The 26,263-nt window shown below is 66.4% G+C and carries 26 protein-coding genes; 14 read left to right on the top strand and 12 right to left on the bottom strand.

The window, feature by feature from the left end; translation table 11 throughout:
• Positions 1 to 316 precede the first annotated feature (316 nt).
• The 4 genes from Q4F19_RS03670 to Q4F19_RS03655 all read left to right on the top strand — a co-directional run bounded on the left by Q4F19_RS03670 (position 317) and on the right by Q4F19_RS03655 (position 4,809).
• Entirely contained in the window at positions 317 to 1,948 is a 1,632-nt protein-coding gene (locus Q4F19_RS03670; protein ID WP_303539902.1) for a peptidase dimerization domain-containing protein, read from the top strand.
• 117 nt (positions 1,949 to 2,065) lie between these two features.
• Positions 2,066 to 3,016, top strand: a complete 951-nt coding sequence (locus tag Q4F19_RS03665; RefSeq protein ID WP_303539899.1) for a c-type cytochrome — start codon at positions 2,066 to 2,068, stop codon at positions 3,014 to 3,016.
• Positions 3,017 to 3,101: 85 nt separating this feature from the next.
• Complete coding sequence (leuB, locus tag Q4F19_RS03660; RefSeq protein WP_303539898.1) at positions 3,102 to 4,145, top strand: 3-isopropylmalate dehydrogenase; 1,044 nt, start codon at positions 3,102 to 3,104, stop codon at positions 4,143 to 4,145.
• A gap of 43 nt (positions 4,146 to 4,188) precedes the next feature.
• Positions 4,189 to 4,809 (top strand): GNAT family N-acetyltransferase, encoded by a 621-nt coding sequence (locus tag Q4F19_RS03655; RefSeq protein WP_303539896.1) that lies wholly within the window; start codon positions 4,189 to 4,191, stop codon positions 4,807 to 4,809.
• Positions 4,810 to 4,910: 101 nt separating this feature from the next.
• On the opposite strand, the gene Q4F19_RS03650 is transcribed toward Q4F19_RS03655, so the two are convergent.
• Positions 4,911 to 5,459, bottom strand: coding sequence for a glutathione peroxidase (locus tag Q4F19_RS03650; RefSeq protein WP_303539894.1), 549 nt, complete (start codon positions 5,457 to 5,459; stop codon positions 4,911 to 4,913).
• 115 nt (positions 5,460 to 5,574) lie between these two features.
• Between Q4F19_RS03650 and metZ the strand changes: the two genes are divergently transcribed.
• The 4 genes from metZ to Q4F19_RS03630 all read left to right on the top strand — a co-directional run bounded on the left by metZ (position 5,575) and on the right by Q4F19_RS03630 (position 8,513).
• Positions 5,575 to 6,783: an O-succinylhomoserine sulfhydrylase gene (gene metZ / locus Q4F19_RS03645; protein WP_303539892.1), complete on the top strand. Its 1,209-nt coding sequence runs from the start codon at positions 5,575 to 5,577 to the stop codon at positions 6,781 to 6,783.
• Positions 6,780 to 7,190, top strand: a complete 411-nt coding sequence (apaG, locus tag Q4F19_RS03640) for a Co2+/Mg2+ efflux protein ApaG (protein WP_431312355.1) — start codon at positions 6,780 to 6,782, stop codon at positions 7,188 to 7,190. The genes metZ and apaG overlap by 4 nt, the downstream gene beginning before the upstream one ends.
• Before the next feature lie 7 nt (positions 7,191 to 7,197).
• Entirely contained in the window at positions 7,198 to 7,986 is a 789-nt protein-coding gene (locus Q4F19_RS03635) for a LysR family transcriptional regulator (protein ID WP_303539889.1), read from the top strand.
• Between the two features lie 113 nt (positions 7,987 to 8,099).
• Complete coding sequence (locus tag Q4F19_RS03630) at positions 8,100 to 8,513, top strand: response regulator (RefSeq protein WP_303539887.1); 414 nt, start codon at positions 8,100 to 8,102, stop codon at positions 8,511 to 8,513.
• A 60-nt stretch (positions 8,514 to 8,573) separates the two neighbouring features.
• On the opposite strand, the gene Q4F19_RS03625 is transcribed toward Q4F19_RS03630, so the two are convergent.
• The gene (locus tag Q4F19_RS03625; RefSeq protein WP_303539885.1) at positions 8,574 to 9,704 is read right to left on the bottom strand and encodes a sensor histidine kinase; all 1,131 of its coding nucleotides are present in this window, start codon (positions 9,702 to 9,704) and stop codon (positions 8,574 to 8,576) included.
• A 42-nt stretch (positions 9,705 to 9,746) separates the two neighbouring features.
• Between Q4F19_RS03625 and Q4F19_RS03620 the strand changes: the two genes are divergently transcribed.
• The gene (locus Q4F19_RS03620) at positions 9,747 to 10,670 is read left to right on the top strand and encodes a response regulator transcription factor (protein ID WP_303539883.1); all 924 of its coding nucleotides are present in this window, start codon (positions 9,747 to 9,749) and stop codon (positions 10,668 to 10,670) included.
• Positions 10,671 to 10,779: 109 nt separating this feature from the next.
• Here the strand turns inward: Q4F19_RS03620 and Q4F19_RS03615 are convergent, their stop codons facing one another.
• The 4 genes from Q4F19_RS03615 to Q4F19_RS03600 all read right to left on the bottom strand — a co-directional run bounded on the left by Q4F19_RS03615 (position 10,780) and on the right by Q4F19_RS03600 (position 14,842).
• Positions 10,780 to 11,388 carry a PilZ domain-containing protein gene (locus Q4F19_RS03615; protein ID WP_303539881.1) on the bottom strand — a complete coding sequence of 203 codons (609 nt, stop codon included), beginning with the start codon at positions 11,386 to 11,388 and terminating at the stop codon, positions 10,780 to 10,782.
• Positions 11,389 to 11,622: 234 nt separating this feature from the next.
• A complete protein-coding gene (parE, locus tag Q4F19_RS03610) occupies positions 11,623 to 13,605 on the bottom strand; it encodes a DNA topoisomerase IV subunit B (protein WP_303539879.1) in 1,983 nt (660 codons plus the stop codon).
• A 42-nt stretch (positions 13,606 to 13,647) separates the two neighbouring features.
• Positions 13,648 to 14,106, bottom strand: coding sequence for a DUF4174 domain-containing protein (locus Q4F19_RS03605; RefSeq protein WP_303539876.1), 459 nt, complete (start codon positions 14,104 to 14,106; stop codon positions 13,648 to 13,650).
• Positions 14,107 to 14,143: 37 nt separating this feature from the next.
• On the bottom strand, positions 14,144 to 14,842 hold the full coding sequence (locus Q4F19_RS03600; RefSeq protein WP_303539874.1) for a GcrA family cell cycle regulator: 699 nt from the start codon (positions 14,840 to 14,842) through the stop codon (positions 14,144 to 14,146).
• 71 nt (positions 14,843 to 14,913) lie between these two features.
• Between Q4F19_RS03600 and Q4F19_RS03595 the strand changes: the two genes are divergently transcribed.
• Complete coding sequence (locus tag Q4F19_RS03595) at positions 14,914 to 15,738, top strand: ABC transporter permease (RefSeq protein ID WP_303539872.1); 825 nt, start codon at positions 14,914 to 14,916, stop codon at positions 15,736 to 15,738.
• Between the two features lie 75 nt (positions 15,739 to 15,813).
• On the opposite strand, the gene Q4F19_RS03590 is transcribed toward Q4F19_RS03595, so the two are convergent.
• Entirely contained in the window at positions 15,814 to 15,975 is a 162-nt protein-coding gene (locus Q4F19_RS03590) for a DUF465 domain-containing protein (protein ID WP_303539870.1), read from the bottom strand.
• Positions 15,976 to 16,139: 164 nt separating this feature from the next.
• Here Q4F19_RS03590 and Q4F19_RS03585 point away from each other — a divergent pair, with 164 nt between their 5' ends.
• Complete coding sequence (locus Q4F19_RS03585; protein WP_303539869.1) at positions 16,140 to 16,337, top strand: YdcH family protein; 198 nt, start codon at positions 16,140 to 16,142, stop codon at positions 16,335 to 16,337.
• Between the two features lie 38 nt (positions 16,338 to 16,375).
• On the opposite strand, the gene Q4F19_RS03580 is transcribed toward Q4F19_RS03585, so the two are convergent.
• Positions 16,376 to 16,555: a hypothetical protein gene (locus tag Q4F19_RS03580; protein WP_303539867.1), complete on the bottom strand. Its 180-nt coding sequence runs from the start codon at positions 16,553 to 16,555 to the stop codon at positions 16,376 to 16,378.
• Positions 16,556 to 16,662: 107 nt separating this feature from the next.
• Here Q4F19_RS03580 and Q4F19_RS03575 point away from each other — a divergent pair, with 107 nt between their 5' ends.
• The 3 genes from Q4F19_RS03575 to Q4F19_RS03565 all read left to right on the top strand — a co-directional run bounded on the left by Q4F19_RS03575 (position 16,663) and on the right by Q4F19_RS03565 (position 18,760).
• On the top strand, positions 16,663 to 16,863 hold the full coding sequence (locus Q4F19_RS03575) for a DUF5818 domain-containing protein (protein ID WP_303539866.1): 201 nt from the start codon (positions 16,663 to 16,665) through the stop codon (positions 16,861 to 16,863).
• A gap of 68 nt (positions 16,864 to 16,931) precedes the next feature.
• Positions 16,932 to 17,390, top strand: coding sequence for a DUF4126 domain-containing protein (locus tag Q4F19_RS03570; protein WP_303539864.1), 459 nt, complete (start codon positions 16,932 to 16,934; stop codon positions 17,388 to 17,390).
• Positions 17,387 to 18,760, top strand: a complete 1,374-nt coding sequence (locus Q4F19_RS03565; protein ID WP_303539862.1) for an FAD-containing oxidoreductase — start codon at positions 17,387 to 17,389, stop codon at positions 18,758 to 18,760. The genes Q4F19_RS03570 and Q4F19_RS03565 overlap by 4 nt, the downstream gene beginning before the upstream one ends.
• 795 nt (positions 18,761 to 19,555) lie before the next feature.
• Here the strand turns inward: Q4F19_RS03565 and Q4F19_RS03560 are convergent.
• From Q4F19_RS03560 to Q4F19_RS03545, 4 genes are all read right to left on the bottom strand, one after another.
• Positions 19,556 to 19,933 carry a c-type cytochrome gene (locus tag Q4F19_RS03560; protein WP_303539860.1) on the bottom strand — a complete coding sequence of 126 codons (378 nt, stop codon included), beginning with the start codon at positions 19,931 to 19,933 and terminating at the stop codon, positions 19,556 to 19,558.
• A 23-nt stretch (positions 19,934 to 19,956) separates the two neighbouring features.
• Positions 19,957 to 21,534, bottom strand: coding sequence for a flavin monoamine oxidase family protein (locus tag Q4F19_RS03555; protein WP_303539858.1), 1,578 nt, complete (start codon positions 21,532 to 21,534; stop codon positions 19,957 to 19,959).
• Positions 21,535 to 21,663: 129 nt separating this feature from the next.
• Positions 21,664 to 24,183, bottom strand: a complete 2,520-nt coding sequence (locus tag Q4F19_RS03550) for a TonB-dependent receptor plug domain-containing protein (protein ID WP_303539856.1) — start codon at positions 24,181 to 24,183, stop codon at positions 21,664 to 21,666.
• A 387-nt stretch (positions 24,184 to 24,570) separates the two neighbouring features.
• Entirely contained in the window at positions 24,571 to 26,220 is a 1,650-nt protein-coding gene (locus tag Q4F19_RS03545) for an alkaline phosphatase family protein (RefSeq protein ID WP_303539854.1), read from the bottom strand.
• Positions 26,221 to 26,263: the final 43 nt, after the last annotated feature.

Here is a 26,263-nt window from a genome sequence, read left to right as displayed (position 1 = left end):
GCCGCGGGGGCCGAGGCCCGATGGCGCGCGCCCGGCCGGCCCCGGCGGGCGTCCCGCGCGCGGCGCGCCGCCGAAGCGGTGACCTGACTCCCCTCCCTGGAAGGGAGGGGTTGGGGGTGGGTTGCTGTCCAATAGCGCACTCCCGTTCGGACCCACCCTCCCCTCAATCCTTCCCTTCCAGGGAGGGGAAGCGCAGTCGGATTCCGGCGTCGGCATGAATGCCGAAGCCGCGATCCGGCATCCTGCGCGCCGTGGCTTGTGGAGCCCCGAAAAACTGCGCACACACGTCGCCGATTACCAGAATCGGGGGTGACGAATGACGCGCGCGACGAAAATCCGTAATGGTCTGTTGCTCGGCATCGCCGCTCTGGCCGGCACCGCCGCGCACGCGCAGGCGGTCGACACCGCCGCGCTCAAGACGCGCGCCGTCGCCGGGGTCGATGCGCGTGCCAAGCTCGCGCAGGTCATCACCGACAGCGTGTTCAGTTTCTCCGAACTCGGCATGCACGAGGTCGAGACCTCCAAATATCTGACCGCCTTGCTCGAGAAGAACGGCTTCACGATCGAGCGCGGCGTCGCCGGCATGCCCACCGCCTGGGTCGCCAAATGGACGAACGGCACGGGCGGCCCCGAAATTGCGCTCGGCTCCGATCTCGATTGCATCCCCAAGGCCTCGCAGAAGCCGGGCGTCCCCTATCGCGATCCGCTCGTCGCCGGCGCGCCCGGCCATGGCGAGGGCCACAACTCCGGCCAGGCCGTGAACATCGTCGCCGCGCTTGCGGTGAAGGACATCATGATCAAGGAGAAGATCCCGGGCACCTTGATGCTGTGGCCGGGCGTCGCCGAGGAATTGCTCGCCGGCAAGGCCTTCCTGGTTCGCGCGGGCGTGTTCAAGGATGCCGATGCGGTTCTCTTCACGCATGTCGGCAGCAATCTCGGCACGCGCTGGGGCTTTTCGGGCGGCACCGGACTCGTCTCGGTCGAATATACGTTCAAGGGCGAGGCCGCACATTCCGCCGTGGCGCCGTGGAAGGGTCGCTCGGCGCTCGACGGCGTCGAGCTGATGGACGTCGGCTGGAACTTCAAGCGCGAGCATCTTCGCCCCGAGCAGCGCTCGCATTATGTGATCTCGGACGGCGGCGATCAGCCCAATGTCGTGCCCCCGCTCGCCTCGGTCTGGTATTATTTCCGCGAGCAGACCTTCGATCAGATCAAGAATCTGTACGAGACGGGCAATACGATCGCGCAGGGCGCGGCGATGATGTCCTTCACGACCGTCTCGCACCGCCTGCTCGGCTCGGCGGCGCCGGGCCACTTCAACCGCCCGATCGCCGAGGATGCCGAGGCGAACATCAAGGCGGTCGGCCTGCCGAAGTGGACGGACGAGGAACAGGCCTTCGCCAAGCTCGTCCAGAAGAACATCAACGCGCCGCAGGACGGGCTCGATACCGAGCTCGGCGATCTGCGGCCGCCGCCCGCCAATCCACAGAGCGGCCCATCCGACGATATCGGCGACGTCTCATGGAACGTGCCGACGATCGTCGTCTCCTATCCCGCCAATATTCCCAACCTGCCGGGGCACAATTGGGCGAACGCGATCGCGATGGCGACGCCGATCGCGCACAAGGGCGTCGTCGCCGGCGCGAAGGTCATCGCGATGACGACGCTCGATCTGCTGACCAAGCCCGAGCTGCGCACCGCGGCGAAGAGCTACTTCACCGACGTGCAGACCAAGACGCAGAAATACGTGCCGATGCTGGCCGCGGACGACAAGCCGCCGATCGAGCTCAACACCGATATCATGGCGCGCTACGCTCCGCAGCTGAAGCAATATTATTACAACCCCGCCAAATACGGGACGTACCTCCAGCAGCTGGGCATCAAGTGGCCGATGCTGGATACGCCCCCGGGCAAGGCCGAGCCGGCGAAGGGTTCGTCGGCCGGCTGACCGCGCGCACCGTGCCCGGGCGGGCGCCCGGGTACGGGCGTGGCCGGCGATCCGAGCATTTGCTCGAAAATGCTCGGAAAACCCGCTACGCTTGGCCTTCAGGCCGGGGGGCGAAGCATGCGGGCAGTGTCTGTGGTGGCTCTCCTGCTGGTCGCGATGCTGGCAGAAGTGGCGGCGGCGTCCTCCTACTCGCCTGCCTGGGACTGGGCCTTCCCGCCGAGCGTGCCCCCGGACAATCCCGATACGGTCGTGCGGCGCTCGATCCCCGGCTCATTGCTCCATTTCACCGAGGCGCAGACGCGCGATCTGATGCACGCGGTCGACTGGCAGCCCGCCGATCATGCGCCGATGCCTGAAAGCGTCGCGCACGGCACGGGCGGAGCGCTCGCCTGCGGCTTCTGCCATCTGCCGACAGGCCACGGCCGGCCCGAGAATAGCGCGCTCGCAGGCCTGCCTGCAGCCTATATCGAACAGCAGGTGAAGGCGTTCGCGGACGGCACGCGGCGGGCGGCCAAGGCGGATCACCGCGCTGCCCTTCTGATGGCGAAGACCGCGCAGGCAGCGCCGCCCGAGGCGGTGCGAAGCGCGGCGCTCTATTTCAGCCGCCAGCCGTTCGTGTCGCGCGTTCGCGTCGTCGAGGCCGAGACGATCCCGCATCCCAAGCCGTTCGCCTTCGTCTACGCGATCGATCCCGCCGCGCCGCCCGAGCCGCTCGGCCAGCGCATCATCGAAGCGCCCGCGAACCCCGATGATTTCGAGCTGCGCGATCCGCGCATGACCTTCACCGCTTATGTGCCGCGCGGCGCGGTCGCCGAGGGTGCGGCGCTGGCGAAGAGCGGCGGGGCGGCAGCGCAGCCCTGCACGGTCTGCCACGGTCCGGGCCTGCGTGGCGGCATCGCCCCGCCGCTCGCCGGGCGATCGCCGACGACGATGGCGCGCCAGCTGATTGCCTTCCAGACCGGCGCACGCGCAAATGCTGAAGCCGCGCCGATGCGGCTCATCGCGGCCAGGCTGACCGATCGCGAGATGATCGCGCTCTCCGCTTATGCGGCCACGCTGAAGCCCTGACGCGGGCGCGCGTCGCGCGCACGATTGTCCAGCCCCTCGCTCCCGTGCCAAAGGCGCGCGACTCTTCATCACCCAAGGACATGCCATGTTGATTGCGCTCCTGCCCGGCGACGGGATCGGCCCCGAAGTGATCGCGCAGGCGCGCCGCGTGCTGGATGTCGTCGTCGGCGATCGCCTGACCTACGAGGAAGGGCTCGTCGGCGGCGCGGCCTACAAGGCGGTCGGCCATCCGCTGCCCGAGGCGACGATGGAGATCGCCCGCCGCGCCGATGCGCTCCTGTTCGGCGCGGTCGGCGATCCCGATTGCGACGCGCTGGAGCGGCGGCTGCGCCCCGAGCAGGCGATCCTCGGCCTGCGCGCTGGCCTCAGCCTCTTCGCCAATCTCCGCCCCGCCAAGCTCTTCCCCGAGCTGGCCGATGCCTCGGCGCTGCGTCCCGAAGTCGCGTCGGCGATCGATCTCGTCATCGTCCGCGAGACGAATGGCGACGTCTATTTCGGCGAGAAGGGCATCCGCACCAACGCCGCCGGCCGGCGCGAAGGCTATGACATCATGTGCTATGACGAGGACGAGGTGTCGCGCATCGCCCGCGTCGGTTTCGAGACCGCGCGTGCGCGTCGCGGCAAGCTCTGCTCGGTCGACAAGGCCAATGTGCTGGAGACCTCGCAGCTGTGGCGTGATGTCGTGATCGAGGTGTCGGCCGATTATCCCGACGTCCAGCTCAGCCACATGTATGTCGACAATGCCGCGATGCAGCTCGTGCGCAATCCCGGCCAGTTCGACGTGATCGTCACCGGCAACCTGTTCGGCGACATCCTCTCCGATCAGGCGAGCATGTGCGCGGGATCGATCGGCATGCTGCCTTCGGCGACGCTCGATGCCAACAACAAGGGCCTGTACGAGCCGATCCACGGTTCCGCGCCCGACATTGCGGGCCAGGGCAAGGCCAATCCGCTCGCGACGATCCTCTCGGCGGCGATGATGCTGCGTTATTCGCTGGGACTTCCGGCCGAGGCCGACCGGATCGAGGCGGCGGTTGCGAAGGCGCTCGCCGGCGGCGTGCGTTCGCCCGATCTCGGCGGCACGCACACGACCGCGCAGCTGGGCGACGCGGTGCTCGCCGCGCTTTGATGGCCGGATCGTGATGGAGGGGCGGGGCGTCGATCTGCCGCTGATGGCGGCGTGGCTCGCCGCCCGCTCGCTCTCGCGCGACCTGCCCGCGCCGGTATTCGAGGCGGGCGGGGTGCGCGTTGATACCGGCCTGCCTGATGAGCGGCGGCGATACGTTTTCGCCAAGCCTTGCGAGGGGTTGCGGGAGCTCGGCCGCACGATCGTCGAACCGTTCGTTCCGCTGAAGCTGTGCCGGCCGGCGGCGGAGCTACTGGCGCTGCTGCCGTCGCATTGGGTGATCAGCTCCAATTCGTGGGTCATGGGCCGGGATGGGGCAGGGACGGGTCCATCGCCAATGCCCGCCGGCTATACGCTCGGCATCGACCAGGCCGGCCCGGTGTGGTCCGCCCGGATCACCGACGCGGCCGGCGCGCTGGCCGCGAGCGGCCATGCGATCGAGCATGACGGCGTGTTCATCTACGATCGGATCCGCACCGAACCTGCACACGAGCGCCGCGGCCTCGGCCGCGCGCTGATGGCGGCGCTGGCGGGCTGCCGCCGCGATCCGGCTTCGCGCGAGATCCTCACCGCTACTGCACCCGGCCGCGCGCTTTATTTGCAGCTCGGCTGGCACGATCTCGCGCCTTATTCGACTGCGGTGATTCCAGAGATCTCCCCTCCCTGAAAGGGAGGGGCCGGGGGTGGGTCGCTCGGAACAGAGAGTAACGCTGCCATAGAGAGCAACCCACCCCTCAATCCCCTCCCTTTCAGGGAGGGGACGCATTCTCACTCGCTGGCAAACAATTCCTTCTCGATCGCGCTCACCAGCGCATCATCGTCGGGCGCTGTGTCCGGGGCGAAACGCGCGACGGGCTCGCCGTCGCGGCCGATCAGGAATTTCTCGAAATTCCACAAAACTTCGGGCGCAGGGTTGGGGGTCATGCCGTAGCCGGCCAGCTTGGTCCGCATCGCGCCCTCATTCTGCGCGGCGGGCAGCGCCGTCGTCAGCTCGCGATACAGCGGATGCTTGTCCGGACCGACGATCCCGATCTTCGAGAACATCGGGAAGCTCGCGCCGAAATTGGTGGTGCAGAAGGTCGCGATCTCTTCGTCGCTGCCCGGCTCCTGGCCTGCAAAATCATTGGCCGGGAAACCGAGCACCGCGAAGCCTTCGTCCTTATATTTCTCGTAGAGTTTCTCGAGGCCTTCATATTGCGGCGTCAGCCCGCACTTCGAGGCGACGTTGACGACGAGCAGCACCTGGCCCGCATAATCGGCGAGGCTCGTCTGCTCGCCGGCGATGGTTTTCAGCGGCACATCCTGAATGGCGGTCATCGGCGACTCTCCTGGAATCGGTTCGGGGCTCGGCGCGCGGTTTCGACGCAAGCCCAGGGGCGAGTCAACGCGCAACCATTGACGCCGGGGGCGCGGCCCCTGCAAAGGCATCTCCATGAAAAGGAAGACCGGCCAGGACCGCGCGATCACCAATGGCTGGCGCCCCGCGACGCAGGCGGTGCGCGGCGGCACCGCGCGTTCGGAATGGGGCGAGACGAGCGAGGCGCTCTTCCTGACCTCGGGCTACACCTACGACAAGGCGGCCGATGCCGCGGCGCGCTTCGCCGGCGAGCAGCAGGGAATGACCTATTCCCGGCTGCAGAACCCGACCGTCGAGATGCTGGAACAGCGCATCGCGTTGATCGAGGGCGCCGAAGCCTGCCGCGCGATGGCGACGGGCATGGCGGCGATGACGGCCGCCCTGCTCTGCCAGCTGAGCCAGGGCGACCACGTCGTCGCCGGGCGCGCCGCCTTCGGCTCGTGCCGCTGGCTGACCGACACGCTGATGCCCCGCTTCGGCATCGAGACGACGATCGTCGATGCGCGCGACAATGATCAGTGGCGCGACGCGATCCGCCCGAACACGAAGGTCTTCTTCTTCGAGACCCCCGCGAATCCGACGCTCGACATCGTCGATCTGGCGGCGGTGTGCGGACTTGCGCGCGAGCGCGGCATCACCTCGATCGTCGACAATGCCTTCGCCACGCCTCTGCTCCAGCGCCCGCTCGATTACGGCGCGGACATCGTCGCTTATTCGGCGACGAAGATGATGGACGGGCAGGGGCGCGTGCTCGCCGGCGCGGTCTGCGGCACCGAGGAGTTCATCGAGAAGACCCTGCTCGGCTTCATCCGCAATACGGGACCGACGCTCTCGCCCTTCAACGCCTGGGTGGTGCTGAAAGGTCTGGAGACGCTCGACCTGCGCATCCGTCGGCAGAGCGAGAATGCGCTGAAGGTCGCGACCTTCCTCGACAAGCGCGTGCCAGAATGCCTGTATCCGGGCCTGCCGAGCCACCCGCAGCACAATCTGGCGATGAGCCAGATGGAGGCGGGCGGCACGATCCTGGCGATGAACCTAGATGGCGGCCGCACGCAGGCGCACGGCCTGCTCGACGCGCTGAGCCTCGTCGATATCTCGAACAATATCGGCGACTCGCGCTCGCTGATGACGCACCCTGCCTCCACCACGCACGCTGGCCTCTCCGCCGAAGTGCGCGAGGCGATGGGCGTCGGCGAAGGCATGCTGCGCCTCAACATCGGTCTCGAGGATCCCGAGGACGTGATCGAGGATCTCGATCGCGCGCTGGAGGCGGTCGGGCTGTGAGCATCCTCACCGACCTGCTCTTCCCTTATGTCGCCGAGACGCAAAGCGTGATCGTCCGCGTCTCGGTCAGCTTCCTCGCCGATCAGTCGCAGCCCGAGCGCGGCCGCTGGTTCTGGTCCTATCATATCCGCATCGAGAATGTCGGCGAGCAGCCCGTGCAGTTGCTCAGCCGCCGCTGGATCATCACCGATGGCCACGGCGCGCGTCACCGCGTCGAGGGCGAAGGGGTGATCGGCGCGCAGCCCGTGCTCGCGCCGGGTGAAAGCTATGATTATGTCTCGGGCTGCCCGCTCGATACGCCGACCGGATCGATGGAAGGCACGTATCGGATGATGGGCGCGGACGGCGAGTCGTTCGAAGCGCGCATCCCGCGCTTCGCGCTGGTCGGTTCCGCCGTCGCCGAGTGACGCGGGCATGAAGCGCACGCACCTTCCCCTCAACGCGCTGCGCGTGCTCGATGCGGCCGCGCGCCATCTGTCCTTCACCCGCGCCGCCGACGAACTGGCGGTGACGCCCGCGGCGGTCGGCCAGCAGATCCGTGCGCTGGAGGAGACGCTCGGCGTCGTCCTGTTCCGCCGCACCGCCAAGGGGCTGGAGCTGACCCCGGAGGGCGGCGCGGGGCTCGAAGCGCTGCGCCGCGGCTTCCTCGAATTCGAGGAAGCGGTCCGCGCGATGCAATCGGGCCAGACCTCGAAGACGCTGACGATCGCGGCCCCCCGCGACTTCACCGCCAAATGGCTTGCGGCGCGCCTCGCCGCTTACGGCCAGACCGATCCCGAACTGCGCTTCAAGCTGGTCGCCGCCGATGAAGGCCTCGATTTCACCGAAGCCAATCTCGATCTCGCCATCTGCCTCGCCGCCGACAAGGGCGAGCATGAAGGCGTCGCGATCGGCGATACCGATTATGTGACCGTCGCCACCGCGGAAGGCGCCGGCCACCGCATCGGATGGCCCGGCGCGCCTGCGTCCGAGCAGGATCTGTTGCTCACCGTCGCGGATGCCGGCCTCGCGATCGACGCTGCCGCCGCCGGCTTCGGCCAGGCGACCGTGCCGGGCTTGCTCGCCGAAGCCGATATCGCCACCGGCCGCGTGATCGAGCAAGCGCGCGCTCCCGGCAGCAAGAGCTACTGGCTGATCGCCCCGGTCCCGCAGTGGCGCCAGAAGAAGGTCAAGGCGCTCGTCGCCGCGCTGACCGGCGCCTAATTCCACCAGCAATCCCGACTTTGGTCGAACTGCCGGGCCCGGCGACCGAAATCCATTTTCCGGTAAGCATCCGATCCGCATCGGCCCTGATAGCAGTATCAGGAGCTGGTTGTTTGCGCGTTGTCATCGTCGAGGATTCCGGACTGGTGGTCCGGATCCTCACCGTATTGATCGAACGCCGCGGATGGAGCGTGGTCGGGCACACATCCTCGGCGAAGGAAGCGCTCACGATGATCCGGGCTAGCCGCCCCGATCTCGTCACGCTGGATCTCAACCTGCCGGAGGGCGGCAGCCTCGAGCTGATCGGCGAGGTCGCCCGGCTCGCGGTGCCGGTCGTCGTGATCTCGGGCGCTACCTACGAAGGCTCGCCGGCGACGACCGAGGCTTTCCGCTACGGCGCGAGCGACTGCATCGACAAATCCTTCATCGGCCAGCCCGAAGAATTTTGGCGGGTGCTCGACGCTGCCCATGCCGCTGCAGCGTCACGCAACGGAGCGAAGTCGATCCGCCGCCGGAAGGCGGGTTAGAGCCGGAGGCCGAATGGTACGGCCCACATTCTGACGAATTCGACCGCGGGCATCACGCGTTCACGCTGCCTGTGCGGGCAACCGGAAGGTGATGACGCTCCCTTCCGGCCCCGTCGACTCGATCCAGATCTTGCCGCGATGCGACTCCACAATCGTCCGGGTGATGACGAGACCGAGCCCGAGGCCCGATTTTTTAACGGGCGCCAGCAGCGCGAAAAATTCGCGATCGGATACCGCGATGCCGCTGCCATTGTCGCGAACCGAAAGGTGGATATCGCCCGCTTGGTCGACACGCGTCTTCAGGCCGATCACGACATCGCCCTCGCTCACGGCATCGACCGCATTCCGCATCAGGTTGGTGAAAACCTGCGCGACCTGCACCGCATCCGCGCACACGATGTCGGCGCCCGAGCCGATATCCGATTCGAAGCGGATGGTCCTTGCCGATGATGCTGTTTCGATCAGCTGCGCCGCCTTGTCCCACGCATCGGTGATGACGACTGGGGAGCGTTCGTCCTGCTTTAATACCATTTGCTGGACGCGCCGGATGATTTCCCCCGCGTTGCGAACCTGCGCTTCGCCCGAACGGATCAACTTTTCGATTTCGGGATCGGAATCGGCGCCGGCGCGCAGGAGCTTCATCCTGCTGGCGGCGAGATAGTTGCCGGCCGCCGTGAGCGGCTGGTTGATCTCGTGGGCGAGCGTCGCGGCCATCAGATGCATCGCGTCCAGCCGCGCGAGGTCCGCGATCCTGGACTCGAGGATTTCGAGCCGCTTCGCGACGGTGACGTCCTGATCGAAGCCGTGAAAACCGATGATCGTGCCCTCGGCATCGCGCGTCGGATAGACGATCACGCGGCGGACACGCTGCGTACCGTCGGCGAGCGTGGCCACTCTGTTATATTGGCGGGACTCACCCGTCTTCAGGACGGTGTGAAACGCGTCATTACCCAGCTCGCGATCTTCGGGCGAGATGTGATGCCGTGCTTCTTCCAATGTCATTTCCAACCTGCCTCGAAGGCCATAGAGCCAACTCAGCATCGGCGACAAACGCACCAGATCGCGGGCAGCATCGTAGCTCCACTCACCCATCTCCCCGATCATCTGCGCGGCCAGCAGACGTCTTTCCCGATCGGCGACCTCCAGAATGCGGTGCGCCCGCTCATCGAGCCCGCGGAAAGCAAATATCACGCTCAGGAGCGTCGCGACGGATGCGGCCGATGCGCCGATCACATGATGAGCAGCGTCGATCCAGATCAGCGTGATCAGTACGACCGCCGTTGCAACGATCGCCAGTCCGATGCTCCAAGGGCGCAACGTGCGGTAAGTCGGAGCGGTCATCTCAGTCGTCATAGCCTGTCTCGCACGGCAAAAAATAGCGGATTACTGCTAGTTAACCATATTTTATTTTGGAACGAAGTTCGCGAACGTCACGTTCCTATGTGGGGTAGGTGTAGCGGGGCTGGGATTGCTTTGATGCGGATTGAAACGAAGGACGCATTCTGGAACGCCAAGGACATCTATATCATCGACGACAGCGCCGACGTGCGGACATCGCTCCATGAGTTATTCGCATCGTTGGGAATAAATGCCTGGCCATTCCGATCTGGCGGCGATTTCCTCGATGCGTTCGATAGTCTGAAGCCTGCCCCGATCCTCGTCGATATCTACATGCCGGAGATAGACGGGCTGGAATTCATGAGCCAGCTGCGGCGGCTGGGAAGCAGCTGGCCGGTCATCGTGATGACCGGTCGAGGCGAGGTGCCCATTGCCGTGAAGGCGATGCGGCTTGGCGCGGTCGAATTCCTGTCTAAACCCTTCGAACTCGATGCGCTCATCGACGCGCTCGGCATCGCGTCCGTCGCGCTGGAGGATACGGTGGCGGAGGAGCGCGAACGCGAGGCGGCCCTTGCACGTTTCGCGACGCTGACGCAGCGCGAACATGAGGTTACGCGTGCTCTTGCCACCGGCCTGTCCAACAAGGAGACGGCGCTTGTCCTAGACCTCAGCGTCAGGACGGTCGAAATGCACCGCGCCAACGCTTTGCGCAAGCTGGGCATCGGCAACATCATCGAGCTGGTCGCTTTGATCGCCGCGGCGACGCCCGGCAAGCCAACGTCTCCCGGGTATGATCCTGATCGGTTGCCCCGCGCCTAAAGCCAAAGCGCGGCGATCCGGTGATTGGTCCGTCCAGCCGGATCGCTGCCCCCGCGCCAGGCGGGGGCAGCATATTTGCTGACTTCAGACGAAGCCGATCGCGCGTTTCTCAATCGTCCGAATAGAGAAGCTGCAGGAGCGGGACCTCAGCATTGCTCGAAATGCCGATGCGACCGCCGCCGTTCCACTGGATCCGGCCGGGGATCAGCGGCCGGTCGCGGATGCGGACCAGCACCTGCTGACCCTTGAGCAACCCTTCGCCCGCTTCCATCGCCATGCCGTGCCGGGAAAGATCGCGGATCGTGACCGGACGCGTCGACTGCTCGAAATGTACGCGCGCCGGCAGATCGAGCTTGACGCGATCCGCGCGCGGCTTGTGCCCGATCTCACTGCCATGGTCCGTTTCGGGCGCAAGGCCCGGAAGATTGAGCGGATCATCCAGATCGAGGCCGAACTGCCGTCCCTTCGTCCAGCGAACCGTACCCGAGACAAAGGTCAATTCGTCCAGGCTGACGAAGAGCGTCTGGCCGACTTCGACTTCGATGTCGGATTCGCCCATCAACCCGCTGCGCGAAGCATCGTTGATGACCACGTCCTGATAAACGTCGATCGGATGGAGCGAGGCGGCAAGCCGCACCTTGTGACGGCGATGCCGCCGCTTTTCGCGCGTCTCAAAATCCTCGCCGAGGAGATTGTCGGCGACTCGCGTTCGAAACAATCCAAACATTGATAGGCCTCCAACTGATGGAAGCAGCATGCAGGCTCAATGCATATCGTGCGATTTACGCGGATGCCGTATCATTACTACAGTAGCACTACGGTATCCGCCGAATAGCTGTTCGCGGGCCGACGCCAGATGGCGCAGAGTGCTGAACTGTTCGTTAGCGTCGCGACGGTGCGACGCGTGTCGCATCGAAGCGGGCATTAGCCGTGCCACCGCGGAACCTGTCCCTCAGGCGTCGATCGCTTCCTCGTCCAGCGCGCTCGCATTGGCCTGGATGAACGCGAAGCGATGCTCGGGATTCTTGCCCATCAGCCGATCGACGAGATCGCGGACCACCGCGCGCTCCTCATATTCCTGCGGCAGCGTGATCCTGATCAGGGTCCGGCTTTTCGGGTCCATCGTCGTCTCGCGCAATTGCTGCGGGTTCATCTCGCCCAGACCCTTGAAGCGCGAGACCTCGACCTTTTTGCCCTTGAACTCCTTGGCCTCCAGCGACGCGCGCTGCGCCTCGTCCTGCGCGTAGAGGCTCTTGCCGCCCGCGGTGAGCCGATAGAGCGGCGGCTGGGCGAGGAAGATGCGCCCGTCGCGGACGATCGCCGCCATCTCCTGGAAGAAGAAGGTCATCAGCAAGGTTGCGATATGCGCGCCGTCGACGTCGGCGTCGGTCATGATGATGATCCGCTCGTAGCGAAGAGCGGTCGCATCGCATTTGTCGCGCGTGCCGCAGCCCAGCGCCAGCGTCAGATCGGCGATCTCCTGGTTGGCGGCGATCTTCATCGATGCGGCCGAGGCGACGTTCAGGATCTTGCCGCGGATCGGCAGGATCGCCTGCAGCTTGCGATCGCGCGCCTGCTTGGCGGAGCCGCCTGCGCTGTCCCCCTCGACGATGAACAATTCGGTGCCTGCGGGATCGTCGTTCGCGCAATCGGTCAGCTTGCCGGGCAGGCGGACCTTGCGCCCCGATGTGGCGGTCTTGCGCTTGACCTCGCGCTCGGCCTTGCGCCGCAGCCGATCGTCCATCCGATCGAGCACGAAGCCGAGCAACGACTTGCCCCGCTCCATATTGTCCGAGAGGAAATGGTCGACATGGTCGCGGATCGCGCTTTCCACGAGCCGCGCCGCCTCGGGGCTCGTCAGCCGATCCTTGGTCTGGCTCTGGAATTGCGGGTCGCGGATGAAGACCGAGAGCATCAGCTCGATCTCGCTCGTCACGTCCTCGGGCGCGATGTCCTTGGCTTTCTTGTTGCCGACCAGTTCGCCGAACCCGCGCACCGCCTTCACGAGCGCCGCGCGCAGGCCTTGCTCGTGCGTACCGCCATCGGGCGTCGGGATCGTGTTGCAATAATAGCTGTACGACCCGTCCGAATGGAGCGGCCACGCGACCGCCCATTCGACCGAGCCTTGCGCATCCGGAAAATCCTGCCGGCCGACGAACGGATCGGCGGTCGCGCATTCGCGAGTGCCGAGCTGTTCCTTCAGGTGATCCGAAAGCCCGCCCGGAAACTGGAACACCGCTTCTGCGGGCGTGTCGTCGCCGATCAGCGACGCATCGCAATGCCAGCGTATCTCGACGCCCGCATAGAGATAGGCCTTCGAGCGCGCGAGCCGGTAGAGCCGCGTCGGCTTGAAGCGCATCGTTTCGCCGAAGATCTCGGTGTCGGGCGTAAAGGCCACGCTCGTGCCGCGCCGGTTCTGCGTCTGGCCGATCACCTCCAGCTTCGAGGTAGGCAGGCCGCGTGAATAGGTCTGGCGGTGGACCTGCTTGTCGCGCGCCACCTCGATCACCGTATCGCTCGACAGCGCATTGACGACGCTGATGCCGACGCCGTGCAGCCCGCCCGACGTCGCATAGGCCTTGTTCGAGAATTTGCCGCCCGAATGAAGCATCGTCATGATGACTTCGAGCGCCGACTTGCCCGGAAATTTGGGATGCGGGTCCACGGGCATGCCGCGGCCATTGTCGGTGATCGTGATCCGGTTGCCCGGCGCCAACGTCACCTCGATCCGCGTCGCATGCCCCGCGACCGCCTCGTCCATCGCATTGTCGAGGATTTCGGCGACGAGATGGTGGAGCGCACGTTCGTCGATCCCGCCGATATACATGCCCGGCCGGCGGCGGACGGGCTCCAGGCCTTCCAGCACCTCGATCGACGAGGCGTCGTAGGTTCCGGGGACGGGGGTGTTGGCGGCGAAGAGATCATCATCGGACATCGCGCCCTGCGTAGCGCGCGCAAGCGGCGCTGTCAGCGGCGATCAGTCGCGCGCGACGCCTTCGCCCGCCTTGGCGCGGCGGACTTCCTCCTGGCGCATCGGCATCGCATCGATCGCCGCCTGCAGCCGGTGCTCGTCGAGCGGGGTGGCGCTGTCGATCGCCACGCGGCCGTCCTTGCCGATCAGGAGCGCGCGGAAGCGCGGGGCGGGGGTCGTGAAGCGCCGACGCAGCTTGCGATCCACGTCATGCGCGCCGATCACCTTGCCCTCCGCGACCTGCACGATCACGAGATCGCGCGCGAGGGCCCCGGCGGCGAAGCGCGACATCGCCTGGCGCTGCGCCTCGAGCCGGCCATCCCGCATCGAAGGCGCGAAGACGAGCAGAACGCGATTGTGCTGCGCCATGCCGGCGACCGAGCGCAGATCGTCGTCCGTCGCGGCAGCGGGCACGGAGGCCGCCAACGCGAGGAGCAAGGCGGCGAAGGGGGAGAAGCGGCGCATCCCGGCATAACGCCGGATTGCGCCGCGATATCCATGCTTAGCGGACGCGCGGGCCGCCATAAGGCAGAGGCGGCGGCGGGCGGCGATCGCGACGCGGGAGCTGCGCCTGATACGCGACCGAGCAGTGGCTCAGGCAATAGGGAAAACCGGGGTTCACCTGCTGGCCGCAGAAGTGGAAATCGGGCTCGCCGGGGTGGCCGAGCGGCCACTTGCAGATGCGATCGTTGAGCTCGAGCAGCGAGGTCTTGTCCGCCATTTCGGCAGACGGCTTCGCGGGGACGAGCCGGCGCGGCGGCGCGGGCGGGATCGGCGCCTGCTGCTCGTGCGGATTCTGGCGGGTGAAGCCGCCGGGGCCGATCGATCGCATGATCGGCTGGTCGGGCGCGGGCACGGCGGGAACCGCCGGTCCGGCTGCTGCTGCCGAGGGAGCAGCGACAGGAGCGACCGGCGCCGCGGCAACCGGTGCGGGCGCTGCGGCAACGGGCGCAGCCGGTGCCGGCGGCGGCGGCGCGGCGGGCGCTTCGCTGACGACGGGCTCGGGCGCGGCGGCGACGGGCGCAGCGACCGTCTCGGTCGGCTTCACCGGCGACGGGCGCGATTGCAGGCCCAGGCGATGCGCCTTCCCGATCACGGCATTGCGGCTGACCCCGCCGAGGCTCTCGGCGATCTGGCTGGCGGTCATCCCGGCCTCCCAGGCCTGCTTCAGCTGGTCGATACGCTCGTCGGTCCACGACATTGGGACAGGTTCCTCATCAATCATTAGCAGGGCGCTTGCCGCCCCGCCGCACGGCGACTAGGCGCAAAGCCATGGCCACCCCGCTGGATAAAAGTCATCACGCCCCCGGAGAACCGGTGATCCCGACGATCAACTGGGGGGGATTGCGCGCCCTTTATGTGAAGGAGGTGCGTCGGTTCTTCAAGGTGCAACTGCAGACGATCTGGGCCCCGGCCTTCTCGGCGCTGCTTTTGCTCATGGTTTTCTCGATCGCCTTCGGGCGCGGCGGCAATCTCGTGATGGGATTCCCCTTCGCCACGTTCGCCGCACCCGGCCTGATCATGATGGCGATGCTCCAGAACAGCTTCGCCAATGCCAGCTTCTCGCTGATGGTCGGCAAGATGCAGGGCACGATCATCGATTATCTGATGCCGCCGCTGTCAAATGGCGAGCTGCTCGCGGCGCTCGCCGGCGCGGCGGTGACGCGGGCGTTGCTCGTCGGCGTCGTCGTGTGGCTCGCGATGCTGCTGTGGCCGGGCGGAGCGGTCTTCCCGATCCATCCGCTCGCCGTGATCTGGTTCGCGCTGGCGGGGGCGGGGATGATGGCGCTGTTCGGCGTGATCGTCTCGATCTGGGCCGAAAAATTCGATCACAATGCGACGATCACCAACTTCATCGTCCAGCCGCTGTCGCTGCTCTCCGGGACCTTCTATTCGATCGAAGGGCTGCACGGTGCGTTCCGCGCGATCAGCCACGCCAACCCGTTCTTCTACGTGATCTCCGGTTTTCGCTACGGCTTCCTGGGGCAGGCGGATGCGCCGGTGTTGATCGGCGGGATCATCCTGCTGGTCGTCAACATCGTCCTGGGCGCGATCTGCTACGCGATGCTCCGCTCGGGCTACAAACTGAAGAACTAGCTCACAAAAAAGGCCCGGACCGCGGGGGAAACGCGGGTCCGGGCCTCTTCGACGTCAAAGCGTCATCATCGCTGGCTAAGTGGTCAGCCTCGCGATGGTCTCCTTCAGCTTGAGCTTCTGTTTCTTGAGCGCGTGAAGGATGATCTCGTCGGGTCGGGGACGGCGCGTCTCGGTCAGGATCTGTGCGTCAAGCAGGGCATGCTTGGCGACCAGAGATTGAGAATGGGAATCTGCCATCGACTCACTCCTCCTTCGCTTGGGGGAGGTAAGTAGAACACGGATCAGACCCCCTGTCTTGCGCTACATCAGTCTAATCGACGGTCCGTGCGTGGGGCGGCTTGAGCGCCGGGATGCGACGCCCTACCACCCTGTCCGGGGCCGCTTCGGGGAATGGTGCGCAGATGGACGAAGCCGAGATCATCCGCCGCATCGGCGAGCTTCGGCAGGAGCATCGCGATCTGGATGCGGCGATCGACGCGCTCGTCTTCGCGCCCGCCACCGATCAGATGCAGCTCGCCCGCCTCAAGAAGCGCAAGCTCAGGCTGAAGGACGAAGTGGCGGCACTCGAGGGGATGCTGATCCCCGATATCATCGCCTGAAGAAAGACGGGCGAGGCGCAAGGCCCCGCCCGGGAGGATCAGATCGTCGTGTCGGTCGTCGTCTTGGCGGCGGGCGAGAACTTGTCGAACAGGCCGCCTGCGGCCGCCTTCAGTTTCTCGCGGCGCGCCGGGCTGGAAAGCACCGCCGCGGCGGTCGCGCCGAGCGCGAGCCAGCCGAAGGTGGTGAGGCCGGGCTTCTGGTTTGCATTGTCTGCCATGATCGAAATCTCCTTCGGCCATCGAACCAGCCGAGGCTCCGTCCGTTCCCCCGTCCGTCGCACAAAAGCGGGATGGATGCGGTCGGCACGCCGCGATAGGAAGCGGGATGGATGCAGGCGCCCCGATCGATGAAACCGGCATGCTGATGCGCGAGGGCGGCGGTTTCTACCTGCGCCGCGACATGGGCGGCCGCTACTGGCTGGAGCTCCCGCGCATGCCCGTCGACGAGGTCGAGAAGCGCGTCCGCGTGATCGGAACGCTCGCTGCCGCGGACCGCGTCTTCGTCGACGGCGTCAGCCTCGCCTGACACGGTAGTAACCGGGGCGAAACGAGTTTAGCCTGCGTGGGCGCCAGCACGGCGCCGGGAGGCTGCCCATGATCCTCATTCTCGCTCTGCTAATCGGAATCGTCGCGGGCCTGCGCGCGATGACCGCACCCGCCGCCGTCGCGCTCGCCGCGCGCTTCCACGCCTGGCCGATCGAAGGCTCGTGGCTCGCCTTCATGGGCTATCGCTTCACCCCCTGGATCTTTGCGCTTGCCGCCGCCGCCGAACTCGTCACCGACCAGCTTCCCTCGACCCCCAGCCGCAAGGTGCCGCCCCAGTTCGGTGCGCGAATCGTCATGGGTGCGCTCGCCGGCGCGACGATCGGTGCGACCGCCGGCGCTTTGTGGACGGGCGGCGTCGCCGGCATCGTCGGCGCGGTGATCGGCACGCTCGGCGGCGCTGCGCTACGCCACGCGCTCGCCAGGGCGTTCGGCAGCGATCGCCCTGCCGCTTTGCTCGAAGATGCCGTCGCGCTCGTCGGCGCGTTCCTGATCGTCTCGGCAGTATGAGCCGATCGTTCGACGCGATCATCGTTGGCGCGGGACAGGCGGGGACACCGCTTGCCGGTCGCCTGGCGGCGATGGGAATGAAGGTGGCGCTGGTCGAGCGCCACCATGTCGGCGGCACCTGCGTCAACACCGGCTGCAAGCCGACCAAGACGATGGTCGCCAGCGCCTATGCCGCGCACCTCGCCCGGCGCGGCGCGGATTATGGAGTCGGCACCGGCGCGATCACGGTCGATCTGGCGAAGGTTCATGCGCGCGCCGAAAAGGTCATCCTCGACAGCCGCACGAGCAACGAGGATTGGCTCGCGGGGATGGATGGGCTGACGTTGCTTCGCGGCCAGGCGCGCTTCACCGGACCGCATGAACTCATCGTCGGAAACGAGACGATCACGGCGCCGCGCGTCTTCCTTAACGTCGGCGGCCGCCCCGCCATTCCCGATCTGCCCGGCGTCGGCGATGTGCCGCATCTCACCAACAGCGGCATGATCGCGCTGACCGAGCCACCCGAGCATCTCGTCGTCGTCGGCGGCTCCTATATTGGCCTCGAATTTGCACAGATGTTCTGCCGCTTCGGATCGAAGGTCTCGATCGTCGAGATGGGCCCGCGCCTGATCGCGCGCGAGGACGAGGCCGTCTCAGAGGCGATCCGCGATATTCTGGAAGGTGAGGGCATCACCGTGCGCACGTCGGCCAAGTGCATCACGCTCGCGCGCGGCGAGACCGGTATCATCGTCGGCGTCGACTGCACCGACGGCGATCCGCAGATCGAGGGCAGCCATGTCCTGCTCGCGACCGGCCGCCGCCCCAATACCGACGATCTCGGCCTCGATGTCGCCGGCATCGCAACCGACAAGCGCGGCTACATCATTGTCGACGATAGCCTCGCCACCTCGGTCGACGGCGTCTGGGCGATGGGCGATTGCAACGGCAAGGGCGCCTTCACCCACACCGCCTGGAACGATTACGAAATCGTCGCCGCCAATCTGCTCGACGGCGAGGCGCGCAAGGTCTCCGATCGCCTGCTCGGCTACGCGCTCTATATCGATCCCCCGCTCGGGCGCGTGGGGCTGACGCTCGCGCAGGCGAAGGAAACCGGCCGGCCGCTTCTCTATGCCCAGCGCCCGATGACGAAGGTCGGTCGCGCGGTGGAGAAGGACGAGACCCTGGGCTTCATGAGCCTGATCGCGGACGCGGAGACGAAGAAGATCCTAGGCGCGGCGATCCTCGGCACCGGCGGCGACGAGGCGATCCATGCGATCCTCAATCTGATGAACGCGGGCGCCGCGGTCGATACGTTGCGCTGGGCAGTCCCGATCCACCCGACCGTCTCGGAGCTGCTCCCCACGCTCGCGGGCGATCTCGCGCCGCTCTAGCGGCGGGACGCGCGGATCGCCGGCGCGGGCGAAGCGAAGCAAGGCAGCCGCTTGCAGACCTCCCATCACGGCGCACCTCTCCGCGGCAAGGCGCGGGCTCGATGCAGTTGCGACCTCCTGTCACGAGCCGGCCCCGAGTCTCCTGCGCCGCGCTCGCGCGGCTGATGAAGGGACGTCCATCTGGGCGAGACCCGGCCGGCCTTTCTCGACCATTGCCACCCCGCCGATCGATCCGGACGGACACGACATCGAAGTCGTCGACAAGACCGGCCATGGCGCATCATCCCCGGCCGGATGCGAGCCAGCGGGACAATTCGCTGTCCTACAGGAAACCAAAAAGGTTATGTTACCGGACTTTTGAAACGGGAGTCACGCTCATGCCGGTCCTCTTGGCCACCGCTCGCATCGCTTTCCCTGCGCAATCGCGCTCGTGCGCAATGCCGACCGGAGGCGTTCCGATCGTCTCCCTGCTGTTCGGCGGATCGGGATCGCCTCATGGCGCTCGTCCGCTGTCGCGTCCGGCGCAGCGGTCGGCTTGCCGCCGGGCACCGCGCGTTCTCCCCGGGCGCGCGCCTCGCACGCCTTCACGCGCCCACGCGCTCGGTGGCGGCAATCGCCGTGACACACTGTTGCCCGGCACGGTCCGCCGGACCGCATCGTCGCGGCGCCTCGCTCCGCCCGGGAGGAGCCGTCCCGGGAGGTGACGTAGTGTCAACTTTGTCAACTTCCACGACACCGGACGGCCTCGTGGAGCCTGTCGCGATCGGCGGCGGAGCAGGCGCCCGCCGCTCGCGGTCAATGGACGGGCATCGGCCTTTCGGTCTTCATCTTGCCGGTGCGGACGGCCGCGAAGATCGCGGGCGGGATGGCGGGGGCCTTGTTGCCCCAGCTCATCCGCACGAAGCTGACCGTCGCGGCCAGCTGATCGTCCTTCAGTGAATCGCGGAACGCCGGCATCCCGCCGCGCCCGTTCAGCACGGTCGCGGCGACGAGCTTCGGGTCGCCGACGACGAACTTGTTCCTGGCCAGCGCCGGGAAGGCGCCGGGGATGCCCTGGCCCGCCCCCTGGTGGCAGGCGGCGCAATTGGCGGCGAACAGGGCCTTGCCGTCCGGCGCGGCGAACGCGGGGGCGGCGAGGGTGGCAACGGCGAGAAAAGCGAAACCGAACTTCATCATGGTCGATCCTGTCAGAGAAATCAGGCGGCGGCGGAAGCGCGCTTATGCAACGCATCGATCTGCATCCAGGCACTTTCGATCCCGCCGGCCTGCCAGCCGCCGATATGGCTCAGATGCTCGCCGGCCAGATAGACGCGGCCCTGCGGCTGCAGCAACACCGGATAATCGCGCGCGCGCGCCTCGTCGCTCCACATGCCCCAGCCGCCGAGATTATATTGGACGCGGTGCCAGGCGACCGAGAAAGCGGTCTCGAAGCTCTCGGCATAAGCCGGGAACACCTTCTGCCCGAAATCGACCGCGAACTTGGCGCGATCCGCGGGCGAGAGCGCGCTCACCTTCGCGGCATCGCCCATGAACTGATAGTAACCGAGCAGGGTGCCCTTCTTGCCGAGCCAGTTGGTGGAGGGCAGCGAGATCGAGCCGATCTCGCTATTGTCGGTGTAAACGTGCCCGCCATAGATCCAGTGATCCTCCTCCCAGAAGCGGCGCTTCATCTGGAGGCCGATCTTGCCGACCGGCGCATAGGCGCAGCCGTCCATCGCCGCCTTGAACGGCGCGGAGAAGCCCGTGTCGATCGACTTGAGGACGGACAGCGGAATCGTGCAGATGCAATAGTCGCCCTTGACCGTGCTGCGCTTGCCTTCGCCGTTGACGACCGAAATCTCGACGCCCTTGGCATTCTGGCGGATCTTCTCGACGACGGTGGAATAGACGATCTTCTCGCCGACCCCGCCCTTGGTCACGAAGCCCATCGGCAGCATGTACATGCCGCCCTTCGGCTGGAACATCGTGCGCTGCTGGTCCCAGTCGGTGATCGACGACAGCACCTTCCACGCTTCCGAATGGAGCACGTCGCCCAGCTTGTAGATCGGCGCTTCCTCGCCCGCGACGAGGCCCGCGCCGGGCTTGGTGATCCAGCCGCGGCCTTCGGCGCCGTGATAATCGTGCGCGTCGCCCTTCAGATAGCCTTCGGCCGACAGGTAGGCGAGGAACTGCTCGCGATCGGCGGCGTCCATCTGCTTGTCGAGAGCGCCGTTCTGCGCGAGCTTGGCGAAGATGTCGGCAGTATGCCCGCGCATGTCGGCCGCGACCTCGCGCTTGCGGATCGGCTTGTTCGCCAGGGGGCCGCTGCCCTTGGTGAAATACATGAAGCTGTTGTCATTGTCGTTGTTGAACAGCTCCACCTCGACGCCGAACTCCTTGATATAATGGAGCGTCGAGCGGTGGTGGAACGGGATCCGCCAGGGCCCGTGATTGATATACTGGCCTTCGTCGAAATTGCAGGTCTGCGTCTCGCCGCCCAATTCGGTCAGCTGGAAGCCCTTGCGTGCGGTCTGCGATCGGCCGCCGGCGAAGGCGCGCGCCTCGATCACGGTCACGTCATAGCCGGCCTTGCCGAGTTCGTAGGCCGAGGTGAGCCCCGCGACGCCCGCACCGAGGATGATGACCTTCTTGCCGGCGCCGCCGCCTTGGAGCGGGGGCGGGGCGGTCTGGGCGGAGGCGATGCCCATGCCGAACGCCTCGAGGCCCATCAGCATCAAAGTGGTGCCGCCGACGGCGCTGAGCCGCTCGAGAAAGGCGCGGCGCGTCATGCTCATCGAAAGTCCCCTCATCCCGGCGTCGTCGTCTCGGACACGCCGGATATCATTGATCGATTGGCGCCGCTCCTGGGTCAAGCGGCGATAGAAAAAGGGGCGCCGAACCGATCGGCGCCCCTTGCTTCAGGCTCAGAAGTCGAAGGTGACCCGACCGTAATAATAGCCGCCGTTGATGCCGTAAGGCGAGTAGGTCAGCGGCTGGTTGTAGACGACGCCGCCGCCGGCCGTTTCGCCGAACGCGGCGAGATAGGGCTCGGCTTCCGGATTCTTGTCGAACAGGTTGTTGGCACCTGCCGAAAGCGTCAGGCTCGGCGTCAGCTTGTAGCCGATCTCGAGATCGGTGATCCCCGCCGACTTGATCCGCGTCGGCGTGTAGAGCCCGCCGCCATCGTTATAGATGGCACTGGTCTTGGTGTAATAGGTCTCGCGCGCCGTGACGCTGAACGGACCCACGTTCCAGTTCACGCCGCCGATCAGCTTCAGCTTCGGCGCCGCATCCGTCAGATAGCTCTGCTGCGAGATGTCGAACACCGATTGGCCGAGCGCCGCGATCGGGCCCGGGTTCGAGCCGACGGCCCGGAGCGTCGTCTTGTTGTAGGCGCCCGACAGCGTGAAGCTGGCGCGGCCCATCGATCCCAGATCGGCATCGTAGCTCGCGACGATGTCCACGCCGCGCGTGCGCGTCGTCGGCCCGTTGACGAAGGCGACGATGCCCGAATTGGCGAAGGTCTCGAGCGTGTAGCCCGATGCCTGCGCGGCGCGGAACACCGCGTCGCCGACCGTGAGGCTGTTGATCTGCGAGCTGCCGACGATCCGGTTCTTGAGGCGGATCTGGAAGGCGTCGATCGTCACCGTCAGGCGCGAGACCGGCCGGAAGACGAAGCCACCCGAAAAGTTGGTCGAGGTCTCGGGCTTCAGATCGGGAATGCCGAGGATCTTCGCCGCCGGGGAGTTGGCCGCCAGCTGCACGAAGGACGAGTTCGGCGAGACGTTGACCTGCGTGTAGAAGGACTCCGCCAGCGTCGGGGCGCGGAAGCCGGTCGAGGCCGTGCCGCGGATCGCGATCATGTCGTTGAAATCGTAGCGGCCCGTGATCTTCCACGTCGTCTTGTTGCCGAAGTCCGAATAATCCTCGTAGCGGACCGCGCCGTCGAGCTTCAGCCCTTCGACGGGAGTCAGCGCCAGATCGGCATAGACTGCCCAGTTATGGCGCTGATGTCCGCCCGAGGCCGCGGGGCTGTAGCCGGGGAAGGACTGCGCACCGGTCTTGTAATAAGAGAAAGGATCGCCCGCCGAGATCGTGTAGCTGTTGAGACGATATTCGGCGCCGGCAGCCAGCAGGGCCACGTCGCCGAAGCTGTGCGTGAGATCGAGGTTCGAGGTCCATTCGAAATTCTCGAACTTGCCATCGTAGAAGTCGGTCGGCGTCGATCCCGTATCGATGAACAGGTTCCGGTTGGCGGAGTTCAGCGTGTAGACCCGTGCCTGATCGAGGCCGAAGGTGCTGCTGACGTCCCAGGTCCAGCCTGCGACCGATCCCTTGGCGCCGCCGGTCGCCGAGTAATCGGTTTCCTTGAACGCTTCCTGCGGGCGGAAGCCGGTGCGCGAGAAGATGAAGGCGGGATTGGCGGCGGCCGTCGCGTTATAGACCGCGGCCGAGACGGTGCCCGGATCGACGCCGAGCACCGCGGTGCGGACGAGGCGGTTCGGCAGGCGGACATTCTCATAGGCCTTGGCATCGCGATAGCCGACGGTGCCGAAGGCGTAGAAAGAGAGATTGTCGGTCGCGTCGAAGCCGGCGTTGAACGAGCCGACGCCGAAGTGCGAGCGGGCATCGCCCACGATCGGGTTGATCCGCGGATAATCGACCATCGACGCATAATCGGCGGCGAGCGCGCCGGTGACGGTCGGTGCGTTCGTGACCGGATCGAGGACGCGGATGTCCTGCTGGCCGCGCTGGCTGAAATTGTGGAAGCGATAGAAAGCGGTCAGGTTCAGATAGCCGCGATCGTTGGTGATGCCGTAATTCAGCGAGGTCGAGGCGGTCTCGCCGTCGCCGTCATAATATTGGCCGCCCGTCGCCGAGAACTGGCCGCCGGCCTTCTTCTTCAGGATGATGTTGATGACGCCGGCAATGGCATCGGATCCATATTGGGCGGACGCGCCATCGGTGAGGACTTCGATATGGTCGACCGAGGCGGGCGTAATATAATCGAGATCGGGCGCCGCTCCGCCCTGGAACGCGCTGGACAGAACCTGAAGGTTCGCGGTGCCGTGACGGCGCTTGCCGTTGACGAGCACCAGCGTCTGGTTCGGGTTGAGGCCGCGCAGCGCGGCGGAGAGCGTCAGGTTCGCGGCATCGCCGCCGAAGGCCTGCGCGGTGAAGCTCGGGACCAGCTGGGTCAGCACCTGATTGAGGTTCGGCTGACCGACATGGCTGATCGCTTCGGAGCTGACGAGCTTGATCGGCGCGGCGCTCTCGGCAGCCGTGATACCGATGGCGCGCGTGCCGGTGACGATGATCGCATCGTCGGGCGCGCTGGTGCCTGCCTCGTTCGAAGGCGGCGCCGGATCGGCAGCGAAAGCGGGCGCGGCACCGGCAAGGGCCACCGCGAGGGCGAGGAGAGAGGTCGAGCGCGAAATGGGCATTGGAGATATCCCCGGTATTGGCGAAACACGTCGCCGCTCAGGTTCCTCTCTGCTGGCCCGGGCTGGCCTTATGTTTTGCCCATTGTTCCGAGACGCAGAAATCCGTTCGCCGAACCCTCGATTTTCGAGGTTCGGCGCTGCTTTCCTGCGTTCGATGTTCCTGCGACGCTCTAAACTGCCTGTATGGCTTGGAAGCAGCTTGGTTTCTCTGCTCCGGTTCCGATGCTTCAGTTTCGTGACGCGCTTTGCAAGCGCGGACCGTGCGAAATGCAGGAAAGCATTAACGGAAGTCGCGGATAGTGACCTTCGCGCAACAGTTGCGACACGCGACGAAGCGCGCCCCGCGAAATCGCAGGGTGCTGGAAACAAGCCTAACTTTTGTCGGCTCTAGCGGCAGGAGCGTCCTGCGACACGGTGGAGGCAGACGCCGTCGACGATCGGCGCGGGGACCTGCGCCAACGCGGCCAATGTCGGCGCGATATCGACCGTTTCGATCCCCTCGGCGCGCACGCGGCCCCGCACGCCCGGCCACCAGAACAGGATCGGCACGCGCCGGTCATAATCCCAGATGCTGCCATGGCCCGCGACCGAGTCGCCGAACTTCACGGGCAGGCCGATGCTGGCGCGCTCGCGGAACGAGATCAGGATGTCGCCGGTCCGCTCGGGATCGTAGCTCTCGCGAAAACGCTGCGCATGGCTGAGCGCGGCGGGCCCGCCCCGGGGCAAGGGCACTGCGGCGACTTCGGCACGCGTCACGACCTCTGCCACTTCGGGCCGCGTCCGGAGCCATGCGACGGCCTCCGCGGTCACCGGGCCAGCGAGCGCGGGATCGAAGCCCGGGCGCAGGAAAAGCTCGTTCGCCTCCGCATAGATGAAGGGCGCTTCGGGCAGGCCCATCTTGCTTCGCAGCGCGCTGTTCAGCGCAGCCGCCAGGCCCTTGGCGTCGACGCGCTGCGCCGGTGTGCCGTTTTCCGTCTCGCGCTCGGCGGCATCGGTGCCGCCATGATCGGCGGTCAGCGCGACGACATAGGGCACGCCGAGACTGTCGAGCTTGGCAAGCAGGCGGCCGATCGCGGCGTCGACCACCTGCATCTGCACGCACATTTCCGCGCCGCCATTGCCGTAGCGGTGGCCGACATAATCGGTGGCGGAGAAGGAGACGCCGAGCAGATCGGTCGCGGGGCCGCGGCCAAGCTTCATCCCGTCGATCACCCGATCGGCGAAGTCCGCCACCAGCGGATCGAACAAGGCGCTGCTGCGCAGTTGGAGCTGGAAGGCCTTGGAAGCCGGGAAGTCCGGTTTGTCCGTCACGCCCTGCGCGAATTCCGGCGGGATCTGCCCCGATTCCGCGAAGCTGCCGAAGACGTGCGGCCTGGCGAGCGCGGTGCAGCTGGCTGGCGCCTGGGCGGGCCACAGAGCGGGCGGGGCCGCGCGCCAGCGGGCAAGGACATCGGCATTGAAGCGCGCGGCGGGTTCGGTGACCGCGGGCGTGGCCGGGCCGGCGAGCGGCGAGGTGACGAAGCCGTCGCCGTCATTCCACCAATAGACGGCATCGGCCTTGTGGCCGGCGAGCATGATCGCGGCGCGATCCTTGCCCGAGACGGTGACGACGCGGCTGGCCGGATCGGCGGCCTTCATCCAGTCGCCCAACGTCTCGGCGCGCAAATTCTGTGGCCCGCGCGCATCGGCGTCGGGCTGGCCGGGGACGGACACGCAATAGACGCTCTTGCCCGTCGCGCGATCGATCCACTCATTGGCAACGATCCCGGTGCCCGACGGATGCCGCCCGGTCAGCATCGTCGAATGGCCTGGGCACGTCTCGGTCGCGGCGTGGCTTTGGTAGCCGTTGCCAAAGGCGATGCCGCCGTCGAGGCGCTTGAGCCCGCCGGTGAAGCTGCCGCGATAGCGATCCCACAATTCGGCCGAGAATTGATCGACCGCGATCATGACGATCAGCTTGGGGCGGGGCGGCATCGCAGCGCTGGCGGCGGCGGGGGCAAGCAGAGCGAGAAGCGACGCGATCAGAAGTTTGGCCATGCTGCGCCCGTGGAGCCTTTGCATTGCGGATTGATGACGATGG

The organism is Sphingomonas natans (assembly GCF_030546695.1).
GTDB classification, from domain to species: Bacteria; Pseudomonadota; Alphaproteobacteria; order Sphingomonadales; family Sphingomonadaceae; genus Sphingomonas_I; species Sphingomonas_I natans.
The sequence above is the reverse complement of the archived record's forward strand: the minus strand, read 5'-3'. Positions and strand labels throughout refer to the sequence as shown.